Source organism: Virgibacillus carmonensis (genome assembly GCF_057836705.1).
In genome coordinates this window covers 25,709-39,534 of the sequence record NZ_JBYQFJ010000028.1, presented here as the reverse complement: position 1 = coordinate 39,534, position 13,826 = coordinate 25,709, and the positions used below count along the sequence as shown (strand labels likewise).

At 39.0% G+C, this 13,826-nt stretch carries 16 protein-coding genes; 9 read left to right on the top strand and 7 right to left on the bottom strand.

Annotated elements, in window-relative coordinates; translation table 11 throughout:
• Positions 1 to 211: 211 nt before the first annotated feature.
• The gene (locus AC3G7N_RS16855) at positions 212 to 751 is read right to left on the bottom strand and encodes an HD domain-containing protein (RefSeq protein WP_489423333.1); all 540 of its coding nucleotides are present in this window, start codon (positions 749 to 751) and stop codon (positions 212 to 214) included.
• Positions 752 to 981: 230 nt separating this feature from the next.
• Here AC3G7N_RS16855 and AC3G7N_RS16850 point away from each other — a divergent pair, with 230 nt between their 5' ends.
• The 9 genes from AC3G7N_RS16850 (at position 982) to AC3G7N_RS16810 (ending at position 8,917) form a co-directional block, all read left to right on the top strand.
• Positions 982 to 1,524 carry a hypothetical protein gene (locus AC3G7N_RS16850; protein ID WP_489423332.1) on the top strand — a complete coding sequence of 181 codons (543 nt, stop codon included), beginning with the start codon at positions 982 to 984 and terminating at the stop codon, positions 1,522 to 1,524.
• Positions 1,525 to 1,610: 86 nt separating this feature from the next.
• Complete coding sequence (locus AC3G7N_RS16845; RefSeq protein ID WP_489423331.1) at positions 1,611 to 2,453, top strand: VOC family protein; 843 nt, start codon at positions 1,611 to 1,613, stop codon at positions 2,451 to 2,453.
• 128 nt (positions 2,454 to 2,581) lie between these two features.
• Positions 2,582 to 3,514, top strand: coding sequence for a DMT family transporter (locus tag AC3G7N_RS16840; protein ID WP_489423330.1), 933 nt, complete (start codon positions 2,582 to 2,584; stop codon positions 3,512 to 3,514).
• Between the two features lie 4 nt (positions 3,515 to 3,518).
• On the top strand, positions 3,519 to 4,577 hold the full coding sequence (gene fni, locus AC3G7N_RS16835; protein ID WP_489423329.1) for a type 2 isopentenyl-diphosphate Delta-isomerase: 1,059 nt from the start codon (positions 3,519 to 3,521) through the stop codon (positions 4,575 to 4,577).
• A 145-nt stretch (positions 4,578 to 4,722) separates the two neighbouring features.
• On the top strand, positions 4,723 to 5,574 hold the full coding sequence (locus AC3G7N_RS16830; RefSeq protein WP_489423328.1) for a VanW family protein: 852 nt from the start codon (positions 4,723 to 4,725) through the stop codon (positions 5,572 to 5,574).
• A 68-nt stretch (positions 5,575 to 5,642) separates the two neighbouring features.
• Complete coding sequence (locus tag AC3G7N_RS16825; protein WP_489423327.1) at positions 5,643 to 6,086, top strand: DUF2188 domain-containing protein; 444 nt, start codon at positions 5,643 to 5,645, stop codon at positions 6,084 to 6,086.
• Between the two features lie 189 nt (positions 6,087 to 6,275).
• Positions 6,276 to 7,151, top strand: coding sequence for an MBL fold metallo-hydrolase (locus AC3G7N_RS16820; protein WP_489423326.1), 876 nt, complete (start codon positions 6,276 to 6,278; stop codon positions 7,149 to 7,151).
• 74 nt (positions 7,152 to 7,225) lie between these two features.
• Positions 7,226 to 7,960 (top strand): DsbA family oxidoreductase, encoded by a 735-nt coding sequence (locus tag AC3G7N_RS16815; protein ID WP_489423325.1) that lies wholly within the window; start codon positions 7,226 to 7,228, stop codon positions 7,958 to 7,960.
• A 228-nt stretch (positions 7,961 to 8,188) separates the two neighbouring features.
• On the top strand, positions 8,189 to 8,917 hold the full coding sequence (locus AC3G7N_RS16810; protein ID WP_489423324.1) for a SurA N-terminal domain-containing protein: 729 nt from the start codon (positions 8,189 to 8,191) through the stop codon (positions 8,915 to 8,917).
• A 155-nt stretch (positions 8,918 to 9,072) separates the two neighbouring features.
• Here the strand turns inward: AC3G7N_RS16810 and hisC are convergent, their stop codons facing one another.
• The 6 genes from hisC to hisB all read right to left on the bottom strand — a co-directional run bounded on the left by hisC (position 9,073) and on the right by hisB (position 13,748).
• Positions 9,073 to 10,140, bottom strand: a complete 1,068-nt coding sequence (gene hisC, locus AC3G7N_RS16805) for a histidinol-phosphate transaminase (RefSeq protein WP_489423323.1) — start codon at positions 10,138 to 10,140, stop codon at positions 9,073 to 9,075.
• Entirely contained in the window at positions 10,133 to 10,774 is a 642-nt protein-coding gene (hisIE, locus tag AC3G7N_RS16800; protein ID WP_489423322.1) for a bifunctional phosphoribosyl-AMP cyclohydrolase/phosphoribosyl-ATP diphosphatase HisIE, read from the bottom strand. Before hisIE ends, hisC begins: the two co-directional genes overlap by 8 nt.
• A complete protein-coding gene (hisF, locus tag AC3G7N_RS16795; RefSeq protein WP_489423321.1) occupies positions 10,765 to 11,538 on the bottom strand; it encodes an imidazole glycerol phosphate synthase subunit HisF in 774 nt (257 codons plus the stop codon). The genes hisIE and hisF overlap by 10 nt, the downstream gene beginning before the upstream one ends.
• Positions 11,528 to 12,250 carry a 1-(5-phosphoribosyl)-5-[(5-phosphoribosylamino)methylideneamino]imidazole-4-carboxamide isomerase gene (gene hisA / locus AC3G7N_RS16790; RefSeq protein WP_489423320.1) on the bottom strand — a complete coding sequence of 241 codons (723 nt, stop codon included), beginning with the start codon at positions 12,248 to 12,250 and terminating at the stop codon, positions 11,528 to 11,530. The genes hisF and hisA overlap by 11 nt, the downstream gene beginning before the upstream one ends.
• Positions 12,247 to 12,852: an imidazole glycerol phosphate synthase subunit HisH gene (gene hisH / locus AC3G7N_RS16785; protein WP_489423319.1), complete on the bottom strand. Its 606-nt coding sequence runs from the start codon at positions 12,850 to 12,852 to the stop codon at positions 12,247 to 12,249. The genes hisA and hisH overlap by 4 nt, the downstream gene beginning before the upstream one ends.
• Before the next feature lie 311 nt (positions 12,853 to 13,163).
• Positions 13,164 to 13,748, bottom strand: coding sequence for an imidazoleglycerol-phosphate dehydratase HisB (hisB, locus tag AC3G7N_RS16780; protein WP_489423318.1), 585 nt, complete (start codon positions 13,746 to 13,748; stop codon positions 13,164 to 13,166).
• Positions 13,749 to 13,826: the final 78 nt, after the last annotated feature.

The window sequence follows — 13,826 nt, the reverse complement described above, 5'->3', positions numbered from 1 at the left end:
TACACGGTGATAGCCACGCTTTTTTATTTACTGGGTTTTGTCCCAGCCTCTTTTTATTTTAAAAGCTATACTATGATATACAGGAGTAGTGAACTCGATCCATAGACCTTTAAAAGTCAATTGGCAAGCTCCTAGAGTTAATTCGTACTCGTAAAGGTATGCCATTCTGAGCCTTTAAAAAAGCGTGATCACATGAAAAAATAGTATCAAACTATCCAAACACCCGCTTTACCGCATCCGTATATTCAGCAAAATAACTTGGTGCATCACCTGGGTTAATGCCAACAAGCATATTTTCGGCAATTGAGCTGTTGTACCACTTTTGTTGCTCGACTCCCGCATTAAAGTTGCGCCAAACAGCCTCTCCCTGTGAATCAATATCCTGCTCCAATCCTAGCAAATTATCTAGTTTATCCGCTACGATTAAGTATTTAACTTCCATTTTAGCATGTTTCAATGTGTCGATAGTATGTTGTTTTCGCTCCTGCCATGATTTTGATTTATCCTCGGTATGCGCTGCAACAAGTTCAGCTACCCTGGAACCGAATTCCGCTTCAATATCTTCTATTTCATAAGTTGTATCTTCAACAACATCATGCAAATACCCAGCACAAACTAGCTCATCTGAAAATCCAGCACCTTCTAGTTTTTCTGCAACACGAATTGGATGTGTAATATATGCTATATTTGAACTTTTGCGCATTTGTCCTTGATGGGCTTTCTCTGCAAATTCCTTGGCTTTTTGTTTCACAGTAATTGCCTCCTTAGTTACAGTAGTATATTCTAAAAATAGCATAGTATTAGAGATGTATAAAATTTTTATGCCCTAGACTTTTATCATATGGTATAACCAAGGTATTTTACATAAAGCTTCTAAAATGGATACTTCACAGTAGCTTCCTTTTTTAACGTAAAATCGGTTGGATGGAAACTACTATGTTTTTATTGAATACAACTGTATTAAAAAGGAGAGTTATCACTATGTTGGGTTGGTTTATTGTCGCTTGTGAAATTGGATTTTGGGCATTTGTCTTAGCAGGGCTAGTAGCTCGTTACATGTTTCATAAAAATAAACTTGGAGCATTTTTGTTGATTTGCACGCCTATTGTCGATGTGTTATTACTAGTTGCAGCTGTTATTGATTTGAAAAATGGTGCGGTGGCAACGATCGTACATGGAATAGCTGCAATTTATATTGGTGTTAGTGTGGCGTTTGGACATCGAATGATAAGATGGGCTGATGAGCGATTCGCACATTACTATGCTGATGGGCCAAAGCCTGTTAAAGGTAAAAAGTATGGAAGGTCTTTTGCCAGGAAAGAACGTACAGGCTGGTATTACCACCTACTTGCGTGGATTGTTGGTATTACCATTTTAGGAGCAATTATTTTATATATCGCCAACCAAACACAAACAGAAGCATTATATCAAACTGCCAAACTATGGACATTTGTGCTGGGAATAGACTTTTTAATTAGTTTCAGTTATACGATTTTCCCAAGAAAAGACCCTCGAATTTCCTAATAAAAGCGTTTCGTGTTTCTCTTCCAATATAATAGGGAAACAAGTAAACTATATATAACATATTCGATTAAGAGGGGATTCCATCGATGACATTCCATACTGAGGAAGCAAAACATATAAATCATATTCAATTAAAGGTTGCTAACCTAGAACGATCGCTTAATTTTTATCAAAATATATTAGGGTTTCATGTGATTGAACAACAGCCTAAGCTTGCAAGACTAGCAGCTGGCGGGGTCAAGTCTATGCTAACAATTGAACAATTGGAAAATGCAAAGCCATTAGATCCACGTAAAACGGGTCTATTTCATATTGCGTTTTTATTACCAGAACGAGCAGACCTTGCGAAAGTACTTCGCCATTTTATTCATACGGGTTATCCCGTTCAGGGGGCATCAGACCACCTGGTTAGTGAAGCACTATATATCGCTGATCCTGATGGGAATGGGATTGAAATTTATGTCGATCGTGATCCAGACGAATGGAACTGGCTTGGTGATGAGGTTGAAATGAGTACATTGCCATTGGATGCAAATGCATTAATGAAAGAAGTTGCGGTGGATGGCTGGGGAGGGATGCCTGAAGGGACCATTATCGGGCATATTCATTTACAAGTATCAGATCTTGCTAGTGTAGAAAAGTTTTATACACAAGGATTTGGGTTTCAAGTTGTGAATCATTTCGGACAACAAGCTTTGTTCCTATCATCTGCTGGATACCATCATCATATTGGTATGAACACCTGGAATAGCGTGGGAGGAAGCATACCTAGCGATGAAGAAACCGGATTAAAGAGTTATGCAATAACCGTTCCTGCGAGTGAACGAATAGAAATAGTGGAGCGATTACAGAACTTAGGTGTACACGTTAACCTCGACGAGGAACAATACCTTGTAAAAGACCCATCAGGGAATCGTATTTATTTCTAAATAAGAAAAGCGCACGTATAGTAGGAAACTTGTGCTATGCGGTGAAAACAGCCTGGCCTTCCTGGTTGGCTTTTTCCATAACCATTTGGTATAGTGCTTGCATAAATGAAATTGGAAGAAGGGTCAGTGTGAAGCAAGATCAATCAAGCGCTATTTATTTCTGGATGTTACTTGTTCCACTGTTTTGGGGTGGAGCATTCGTTGCTGCAGAACATATTATTACAGAAATACCCCCAGTTACTGCTGCAACATTTCGATTTGGAACCGCTGGAGTTTTGCTGCTAATTTATGTGCTCTGGAAGAAGAAGTTAAAGATGGAAGCGGTTAAAAAGCAATGGAAAGCCATATTACTAATGGCAATCACTGGAATTTTTGGATATAATATATTCTTTTTTACCGCTTTGGATATTACTTCAGCTATTAACGGATCATTGATTGTTGCAACGACACCAGTTCTCGTCACATTGGGTGCTGTTTTATTTCTAGGGGAAGTGTGGAATAAGCAATTAGGATTCGGGTTACTCTTATCATTAGTAGGGGTAGTTGTTGTAATTTCAAGAGGGTCTGCTTCAACATTATTTTCGCTTGAATTTAATGGTGGCGATTTATTGTTTATTGGAGGATTATTATGCTGGGTTGCCCATGGTCTCATTGGAAAAGTTGCCATGCGAAATGTTTCACCAGTTGTTACGACCACGTTGACTACATTAATTGGATCTTTTTTTCTAGGAATTGTTTCCTTTTTTGAAAATGGTTGGAGTGACGTTTTTCAAATGTCCGGCCAGGGATGGGGTGAAATGATATTCATGATCATTTGCTCATCTGTGATTGGATTCTTACTGTGGAACCATGGAATAAAACAAATTGGTGCCAGCAAATCCAGTATTTATATGAATCTAGTGCCAATAAATACTGCATGGTTAGCAGTAGTATTATATAATTCTACTATCACCTGGACGCAATTTGTCGGAATGTTAATGGTCATAGCGGGTGTATATTTTGTAACCTTACATCCTTATTTAAAAAACAAACGAATGTTGGCAGCAAAAAATGGAGGGTAAACCAATGAATTTAGGAATTAATCAACGTAAAACGGAACATATCCGTTTGTGCCTGAACGATAATGTGGAAGGCGTGAATAAAACAACCGGATTAGAAGGTATTTCATTTATACATAACGCACTACCTGAAATTGATTTTAAGGATATTCAATTAGATTCCTCCTTTCTTGGCAAAAAAATTAACGCGCCATTCCTCGTAAGTTCGATGACTGGAGGATCGGAATTGGCAGAGGAAATCAATGGCAATTTAGCGAAGGCTGCAGAACAGAAAGGCTGGGCCATTGGACTTGGATCTACACGTGCATTGCTTGAAAGTGACGCTCATAAGAACTCTTTTCTTGTACGTCAACACGCTCCAACTGCGCCACTTATTGCTAATATTGGTGCTGTTCAATTTAATTATGGTTATGGGGCTGAAGAGTGCCAACGAATTGTTGATTTAACAAAAGCGGATTCCATTGTGCTTCATCTAAATAGCTTACAGGAAATCACACAGGATGAAGGGGATACCAATTTTCATGAATTACTCCCTAAAATAGAGGAAGTGTGTAAAAGACTGTCTGTACCAGTTGGCGTGAAAGAGGTTGGGTTTGGGATCGATGGTACCGTTGCAAAACGTCTATACAATGCGGGGATTTCTTATATCGATGTTGCTGGTGCTGGTGGGACCTCGTGGAGCCAAGTAGAAAAGCTTCGTTCAAAGGATCCACTACGAAAAGCTTCAGCCGAAGCGTTCAACAACTGGGGTATTCCAACGAAAGATTGTATTGTATCAGTTAGAAGTGAGTTAGGTTCTAACGTTCCAGTTGTTGCGAGTGGAGGAATGAAAACAGGTGTTGATGCAGCAAAAGCATTGACGATCGGAGCAGATGTTATTGGCTTTGCCCGAAAGTTATTGCAAGCAGCGACAGAATCTGAGGAAGCGGTTCTCGGAACGATGGAGCAAATTGAATTTGAGTTAAAAATGACAATGTTTGGAATTGGTGCCAAAACAATTGATGAACTGAAAAATACGAATCGTGTAACTATCATGGGACGTTCGTTGTTAGAGGAAAAAAGCTAAAACTTTACTTGAGTTTTGGCTTTTTTTGATAGATAAGAAAAACCGTTCCATAACAGACATTAAATTGATTAATCCGTAAGTATTCAATCTCGATTACATGAAATTATTCCCTTCAACCAATACTATGGGGAGGAGGGATGATGGTATGAATGCATTTATTTTATCGTTTCTTTTGTTAACAACTGCACCACAGCAGTTAGTTGTGACAGATCAAGGAGAAATAATGGAAAAAATTAAATTGGATCAATATGGTTTATCTTACTTAGATAGCTTATTTATCAATCAAGATAAATTAGAAATATTGTTGGATAAACTAGATAAAAAGGTATCCACGGAACCTAAAAATGCAACGTTAGATAAAACAGGAAAAATTGTTGAAGAAAAACCTGGTATTACGTTAGACAGGCATAAATTTCAGACGTTTTTCCGTACATCTTTTTACACAGGAAAGCCTACTAAAATTGAAATTCCCACAAAAGGTAAATACCCTCGTGTAGATACGGAACTCTTGGCTGAGATCAAGGAAAAAGAAATTGGGCATTACGTTACGTATTTTAAAAAAATAAATAAGGAACGTACACATAACATCAAACTCGCAACTGAGGCGATTAATAATTATGTTGTTTTCCCTGGAGAAGAGTTTTCATTTAACAAAATTGTAGGAGAGCGTACCAAAGAAAAAGGATACAAACAAGCACCAGTTATTGTAAAGGGAGAATTAGCTGAAGATATAGGCGGTGGAATATGCCAGGTATCATCGACACTATATAATGCCGTTAGCTTAAAAGGGATACAAATTATTGAGCGGTATTCACATAGCCGCAGTGTGCCATATGTTCCACCAGGCCGTGACGCTACAGTAAGTTGGTGGGGGCCAGATTTTGTTTTCAAAAACATGTACAACCAACCAATTTTAATTCGTGCAAAGTCTGTCGATGGAAAAATGGATATCGGAATCTTCTCTTCAGACGCGGCGGAGATCCACTCGAATAAATAGGGAGCTCCATTGTTTAATCTAATTTTTACCGGGTATTGTACTTAAAAAGGTTAGAAGGAGGAATACAAATGCCTTGGACATTGGATGATTATCCGTCCTCACTCAAAAATTTAGATAAAGTCGTACGAAAAAAGGCAATTGATATTGCAAATTCAATGCTTGATGAAGGATATGAAGAAGACCGGGCTATCCCTATAGCAACAAGTCAAGCCAAAGAATGGTATGACAATGCTAGTCAAAATGAAGTAAATGAATACAAAAATAGTGGTAAACCAACCGAGCGTTCTAAAGAAGGAAAAAAATATGAGAACAATCCAGAACGACTAGAGGAAGGCGAACAAGTTGTCATTCATAATGATGGTTGGGCTGTGAAGTCAAGTAATGCTGAGCGGCCAAGTGATGTTTTCGATAATAAAGATGATGCGATTAAACGAGCCAGTGAAATTGCCAAAAACAAAGGAACAAAACTAACCGTTTACAAACAGGACGGATCTGTGCAAAAAAACCAATAAAAAATGAAGCCTCTTGATTAAATTGGGAGGCTTCATTTTTTGAGGAATTGTTTTGCTTTCCGGTATGGCATAAATACTGTCCGTCTGAGGCGAAATAGTGTCTGGAAATCCCAAATACTGCCCAATTGCTTTTTTTCGGTTAATTTCTCGTTTTCCACAAATACTATGGAAAATTGGAGGGTTAGTAATATGGATAAACAACCAAATGACGACAATATAGAAAATAGTATGCTACGTTTTATGCCAATGACATCAATCACAAGTGGAACGGGTATCCAGGTGCGAAATGATGTTTATTACTATACGGATCAAATTGTAAATATTTGCTTTATCGGTACGCCAGGGGTGGGTGATTGGGTTCTTATAGATGCTGGAATGCCAACAGCTGCACCTGAGATTAAATCAGTTGTTCTAGATCGCTTTGGACGTGAAAGTAAGCCAGCTGCAATTATTCTGACACATGGGCATTTTGATCATGTAGGTGGACTGGTTGACTTAGTGGAAGAGTGGGAGGTTCCGGTCTACGCGCATGAAAGTGAAATTCCGTATTTAACCGGTGAAAAATCATATCCTGAACCAGATCCAACTGTTGAAGGTGGTTTGGTTGCAAAGGCGTCCAAACTCTTTCCTAACGAACCAATTAACCTTGGTGCCTCTGTAAAACCCTTGCCTGCTGATGGTAGTATACCCGCGCCTGGACTAGAAGATTGGAAATGGATTCATACACCCGGCCACGCACCAGGTCATGTGTCTTTTTTTAGGGAGAAGGATCGAGCATTAATTTCTGGGGATGCATGCATTACAGTTAAACAGGATTCATTTTATAACGTGTTAATGCAAACTCCTGAGTTAAATGGCCCCCCTCGTTATTTAACAACTGATTGGCAAGAAGCGAAGGAATCAGTTAAAAAAATTGCATCTCTGAATCCGAGTGTGATGGTACCAGGACATGGTTCAGCAATGGAAGGGGAAAAATTGGAAAGTGGATTAAACGAGTTAGTTGAGAACTTTGATCAAGTTGCGATTCCGGATTACGGGAAGTATATTGATAAGGATCTGCATTAAGTTTCAAGCACAATATTACCGATAAACCCTTATCCTATGCTACAATAGCTAACAGAAATGAGGTGTTAGTTAGTATGAGAATTGACGTCTATTCGGATTTTGTTTGTCCATTCTGCTACATCGGAAAGCGCAGATTGGAATTAGCTTTAGAACAATTTTCAAATAAAGATAAGGTAACAATCACATATAAAAGTTATGAGCTGGACCCTAATGCAGAAAAAAAACCTGATAAAACGATTCATGAGTTACTAGCAGCGAAATATGGAATGAGCGTGGAAAAAGCAAGACAATCAAATGAGAATTTGGCCAATCAAGCAGCTGAACTTGGCTTGACCTATCGATTTGATACCATGCAGCATACAAACACGTTTGATGCACATCGGTTAGCAAAGTACGCTGAGAATCAGGGTATGGGCAAGGAAATGACTGAGCGACTATTACGGGCGTATTTTACGGATTCATTACACATTGCTGATTATGAAACTTTAACAAAATTAGCCGTTGAAGTAGGATTAGATAAGGATGCTGTTTTGGATGTGCTTGAGTCTACTGATTATGCGAAAGCAGTTAGAGGCGATGAAGAAGAAGCACAACAGGTTGGTTTACAAGGTGTACCGTTTTTTGTCTTTAATGAGAAATACGCTGTTTCTGGCGCACAGCCACCAGATGTATTTTCTGAAGTAATTGAAAAAGTTTGGGAAGAAGAAAACGAACAACCAATTTTCCAAACGTTAAGTCGCGAAAAATCAGAGACAACTTATTGTACTGGAGATGGCTGTGAAGTTGATTCCGGTGAGGAAAAGAGCTAACATAATGACCATGTAAACTTTAATAGTAGAGAGCAGATGTGTATAACAACTAATTATGTGGCAAAAGTAAGGAATGTATCATGGGAAATGACTTCAAAGTGTAAAAATGCCTCCGAAAGATTATCATACAGGGGGTTTATACTGTTTTTTTGCAAATAAAACACTTGAATGTCTATATGAAATGTGTTTGAATGTAAGGACAAAGTTAAGAAATGAGGGATTCGTCTTATGAAAAAGTTGATCATGTTAGTAATTGCATTGAGTTTAACCATAATATTGGCTGCATGTGGTGGCGATTCTGAATCTGCTAGTGATAAAAGCAAAGATAAAAAGTCAGAAGAAACAACAACGCAACCAGAAACTAAAGATGTTAAAATTACAGATGAAGAAAAAGTAGACAAGGATAAAGTTGTCACTCAAATAAATGGCGAAGAAATCAAAGGTAAACAATACAATACTTCATATGCGCAAACAAAAACGCTGATGAGCCAATATGGACAAGATGTAAGTGACGTAAAAACCGTAAAAGAGCAAACACTAAACGTTATTGTTGAACAAGAGCTTCTCAAGCAAGAGGCTACAAACCAAGGTATCAAAGTCTCAGATGAAGAAATTCAAAAAGAGTTTGAAACCATCAAATCTCAAAATGCTGATCAATTCTCAGCTGTGTTGGAACAATATAACTTAACAGAAAAGACCTACAAGGAACAGTTAGGATTTGAATTAACACTGCAAAAATATATGAAACAAGAAATTAAAGGGAAAGAAGTTACAGATGAAGAAGTACAAACGTATTATGGCAAGCTAAAAAAACAGAGTAAAGGTAAAGAAGTTCCTAAGCTAGAAGACGTGAAGGATCAAATTAAAGGTCAATTAAAACAACAAAAACAGCAAGAGCAACTACAGGCAAAAGTGGAACAATTAAAAGAGAATGCAGAAATCAAACACATGATTTAACTCAAAAAAGCTCCCATCGACTAAATGATACGATGGGAGCTTTTTTCCTGTTCACTTGAAATGCTGAGTTGCTGATAAAAACACCCAGAAGATGCGTGATGATTCAGTGAAACCACTAAACTGCTTATATTCCATTTAGCATCGTTCAGGGCTCATCACTTTTTTGTTGAAATAATGGAATTAAGTTTATTGATTAGTAAGGTCATATCATCATCTGTACCAATTGTGATTCGTAAATAGTTATCAATCAGAGGCTTTTTAAAGTGTCTTGTTAATATGTTTTGCTCCTTCAAAAGGGTATAAATATCAGATGCTTCTACCTTATAATGCCTAACAAATAAAAAGTTTGTATCAGACGGTAACAACGTAAAACCTATTTTTTTTAAACCCTGTGCAACCCATTCTCGCGTACTTATCACCTTTTGGGTTATTTCATTAAAATAATCCACATCTACCATTGCAGCTTCTGCTCCAGCAATGGCTAGTCGGTCAATTGTGTAAGAATTAACTGAATTTTTGACACGACTTAACGCTTCAATTAACATCGGGTCTCCCATCGCATACCCAACACGTAATCCTGCAAGAGACCGCGATTTTGACATTGTTTGAACAACAAGTAAGTTTTCGTATTTATTTACTAACTTTACTGCTGATTCTTTTGCAAAATCAATATAGGCCTCGTCTATAATGACAACACTATTCGGATTGTTTTCTATAATATCGATTATGTGTGCTAGATCTAAATAAAGACTTGTTGGCGCATTTGGATTTGGAAAGATTACTCCACCATCCGATTGGAAAAACTTATCTACAGCTACTGAAAAATCCCGATTAAGCTGAACTTCTTCATAAGGTATATCAAACAGCTTTGCATATACTGGGTAGAAGCTATAGGTGATGTTTGGAAATCGAATAGTCTTCCCAGGTTCAAAAAAGGCCATAAAACTAAAGGCAAGAACTTCGTCTGAACCGTTTCCAACAAAAACTTGATTAGCGTCAAGTTGATAAAATCCAGCAATCTTTTCCCGCAATGTGTCAACGGTGGGTGAAGGGTAACGATGCAGTTTTCGGTTTAGTTCCGCCTGGATTGCTTCCATTACCTTAGGCGAAGGTGGATATGGATTTTCATTCGTATTTAATTTTAATAGACCTTTTGTTTCCATTTGTTCCCCAGGGATATAAGGATCTGTTCGCATCACAGCAGTGCTCCAAAATTTATTCACGCTGACCGCCTTCTTTTTGAACATGACGTTCATACAATTCTTGTTTAATATCGTTAATTGATACCCCGAGTATTTCCATTAATACGAGCATGTGATAGGTTAAGTCGGAAATCTCCCACACGACCTCTTGTTTATCATTATTTTTTGCACCAATGATAACTTCACTAGCTTCCTCGCCAACCTTTTTCAAAACTTTGTCGATACCCTCATTAAATAAATAAGTTGTATAGGAACCATCAACTGGATTATCTCGACGTTCCTTGATCCTTTTTGTTAATTCCTGCACGACATTTCGTTCGAGAGGTTCATTTGCATAAAGCGCCCGGTAAAAGCATGATTGCTCGCCAGTATGACATGCAGGCCCTTTTGGGTCGACCTGAACTAACAAACTATCTGCATCACAATCAAATGAAATGTTTCGCACAGCTTGTTTGTTGCCAGACGTTGCTCCCTTGTTCCACAAGGTTTGCCTAGATCTACTGAAGAACCACGTTTCATTTGTTTCCAATGTTTTTGTTAACGATTGTTGATTCATATACCCAAGCATCAGTACATCACCAGTGGTGGAATCTTGTATAATTGCAGGGATGAGACCGTTCTCGTCAAATGTAAGCTGATCTATTTCTACTTGCATGCTTTCACACTCCTTATCGCAATATCGTTTTGAACTAGATAATCTTTTAATTCTGGTATCCGAATTTCGTTATAATGAAATACGGATGCTGCGAGAGCTGCATCTGCTTTACCTTCATTTAAAATAGCAGCAAAATGCTTCAATGTTCCTGCACCGCCACTTGCAACGATGGGAATGTTAACATTTTCAGCAATTTGTTTTGTCAATGAAACATGATAGCCATCCTTAACACCATCGGCGTCCATGGCATTGATAACGATTTCTCCCACGCCAAGCTCCGCGCCACGAATTGCCCATTCGATTGCATCCATAGTGGTATTTACACGACCGCCGTTTAGAAATACGGTGCTTTCATTTTCATTGGTTGTTTTGGCGTCAATTGAGAGTACAACACATTGGCTTCCGAACTTTAATGCTGCTTCTGTTAAGAGGGAAGGATTTTTAACAGCTGCACTGTTGATGGAAACTTTGTCGGCGCCAGCACGAAGTACACGGTGAACATCATCAACAGTGCGAATTCCACCTCCAACAGTAAATGGAATCGTGATTTCAGCAGCAACCTTTTCCACGATATCCAGAAAAATATTCCGGTTATCACTGGAAGCTGTAATGTCATAAAAGACAAGTTCATCTGCACCTTCATCACTATACCGTTTCGCCAACTTGACAGGGTCTTCCACGTCTTGAATGTCTTGAAACTTTTTCCCTTTTACCACACGTCCCTGATTCACATCTAAGCATGGAATAATTCGTTTAGCGAGCATCATAATCATCCTTTAAGATGGAGCTTAAGGAAAGTGTGCCATCGTACAATGCTTTTCCAAGAATGCCTCCGTACAAATTCATGTTCCGCAGCTGATTAATATCCTGAAGGCTGGAAATTCCCCCCGAAGCAATAATATTTTGTTTGGTTGTGTCATTAATAACTGTCAGTTCTTCAAAATTAGGTCCCGCCAACATGCCGTCTTTTAAAATGTCAGTATAAATAATAGTTTCCACACCAAGTTCATCCAATTCTCGCACCAAATCAACTGCAGTTACATCACTGGTATAGGTCCACCCATTTGTCGCGACCATACCTTTGCGTGCATCGATGGAGACGGCAATCATTGAGCCAAATGCAGATGTTGCCGCTCGCAAGAAAGCTTTATCCTCGATAGCAGCTGTGCCAATAATTACCCGGCTGACACCGATTGACTGGTAAGCTTCAATACTTTTAATTGAACGTATTCCACCACCAACCTGAACTGGGACTTGAACAGCTTGAACAATAGCTTCGATGGTCGTCAAATTGGTCATTTCACCCGTCTTTGCGCCATCTAAATCAACGACATGGATGTATGCGGCTCCTTCACTTTCCCATTGCCTCGCTATTTCTACTGGGGAATCACTGTAAATACGTTCCTGATTGTAGTCACCTTGTGTAAGGCGTACACATTTGCCATTTAGAATATCAATTGCTGGTAAAAGTATCACGAAATCATCTCCCCGAAATTCTTCAATAATTGTAAACCTGTTTCGCCGCTTTTTTCTGGATGAAACTGCATGCCAATTATATTTGCTTGTTGCACAATCGCTGGTACTTGGTCACCATACACACAACTGCTTACTAGCGAACCCTTTTTCATTTTTGTAACGTAGTACGAATGCACAAAGTAAACATATGTTTCGTCATCAACACTTCTAATAATCGGACTTTCCTGGTGATGTGTGAGTGTATTCCAACCCATATGTGGGACTTTCACTGTAGGTGCTATTCGCTCGATATTTCCGGTTAGTAAGCCCAAACCATTCCATGTGCCATCCTCGAAGCTTTGTTCATAGAACAATTGCATGCCTAAACATATGCCGAGAAGCGGTTTTCCAGATACAGCTTCTTGTTTAAGCACGTCAATTAAATCGTGTGCGTCCAAAGCTTTCATCGCATCATTAAATGCGCCAACACCTGGTAAAACAATCGCATCACAAGCGTTAATAATTTCTTTATCTGATGTAACACACGTTTTTAAGTTCAATTTATCAAAAGCAAATTGTAAGCTCTTGATATTTCCAGCGCCATAATCTATGATTCCAATCATGTGGATGTCTCCTTTTTATAAAGATAAGAAAGTATAAAATTATTGTCTAGCTCCAGGCTAAAGCTGTAGCGGACTTCCTTCATCTCCGTGCGATAAGTCAACATCGCTTGTTAGAAGGAAGGCCGACTAAAAGCGGGCTTGCGCTCAGGCGTCGGCACACCCCTATGAAGGGGCGTGTTTCCTTTTCACTTCATCTAATCTCGTGCGTAAGTATGTTCGATTAAAACCGCCACAAAGCATGAGTGACATCGAACCATCCGTGTTCCACGGGCGCATTCCATACGTCGCTAAACGGGCACTTGCGCTTTTCTCTATAGGCTCCCCTTAGTCGAGGGAACACCTTTGATTCGTGAATTCTTACTTGTTGCTTCATCAAGTGCTCGCCCAAATCCTTTGAAAATTGCTTCAATTATATGGTGGCTATTTTTGCCATAATCCAGCTCAATATGAAGTGTAAGGTTTGCGTGACGGACAAATGCCAGGAAAAACTCCTCGACAAGCTCCGTATCAAAGTGACCAACCTTATCCTTCAATCCATCAACTCGAAAAACGAGATAGGAACGACCACTTATGTCGATGGAAACAGTGCTCCGTGCTTCATCCATCGGTGTTGTAACCGTAGCGTATCGATTTATCCCCACTTTTGAACCTAATGCTTGATCAATAGCTTGCCCTAATACAATCCCAATATCTTCAACGGAATGGTGCTGATCAACTTCCAAGTCACCGTCACAAGTAAGGCTTAGATCGAACAATCCATGCTTGGTCATAAGTGTCAGCATATGGTCTAAAAACCCAACACCTGTATGAACAGTTGAAGTCCCATCACCATCAATTGCAAATTCAGCTTTTATTGACGTTTCATTTGTTTTTCGCTCAATTGTACTTGTTCGCATCCGATTCATCCTTTCTTATTTACCGTGAGCAGCACTGGAAAAATCGCACAATAGCGCTGTTAAATCGTGCGATTGCGC

Bases quoted from the DNA above. Each gene is read 5' to 3' on its own strand.
- fni (WP_489423329.1), top strand. From the start codon at position 3,519: ATGAATTTAGGAATTAATCAACGTAAAACGGAACATATCCGTTTGTGC.
- hisF (WP_489423321.1), bottom strand. From the start codon at position 11,538: ATGCTCGCTAAACGAATTATTCCATGCTTAGATGTGAATCAGGGACGT.
- hisIE (WP_489423322.1), bottom strand. From the start codon at position 10,774: ATGCAAGTAGAAATAGATCAGCTTACATTTGACGAGAACGGTCTCATC.
- AC3G7N_RS16815 (WP_489423325.1), top strand. From the start codon at position 7,226: ATGAGAATTGACGTCTATTCGGATTTTGTTTGTCCATTCTGCTACATC.
- AC3G7N_RS16820 (WP_489423326.1), top strand. From the start codon at position 6,276: ATGGATAAACAACCAAATGACGACAATATAGAAAATAGTATGCTACGT.
- AC3G7N_RS16850 (WP_489423332.1), top strand. From the start codon at position 982: ATGTTGGGTTGGTTTATTGTCGCTTGTGAAATTGGATTTTGGGCATTT.
- AC3G7N_RS16810 (WP_489423324.1), top strand. From the start codon at position 8,189: ATGAAAAAGTTGATCATGTTAGTAATTGCATTGAGTTTAACCATAATA.
- AC3G7N_RS16825 (WP_489423327.1), top strand. From the start codon at position 5,643: ATGCCTTGGACATTGGATGATTATCCGTCCTCACTCAAAAATTTAGAT.
- hisH (WP_489423319.1), bottom strand. From the start codon at position 12,852: ATGATTGGAATCATAGATTATGGCGCTGGAAATATCAAGAGCTTACAA.
- hisB (WP_489423318.1), bottom strand. From the start codon at position 13,748: ATGCGAACAAGTACAATTGAGCGAAAAACAAATGAAACGTCAATAAAA.
- AC3G7N_RS16845 (WP_489423331.1), top strand. From the start codon at position 1,611: ATGACATTCCATACTGAGGAAGCAAAACATATAAATCATATTCAATTA.
- AC3G7N_RS16830 (WP_489423328.1), top strand. From the start codon at position 4,723: ATGAATGCATTTATTTTATCGTTTCTTTTGTTAACAACTGCACCACAG.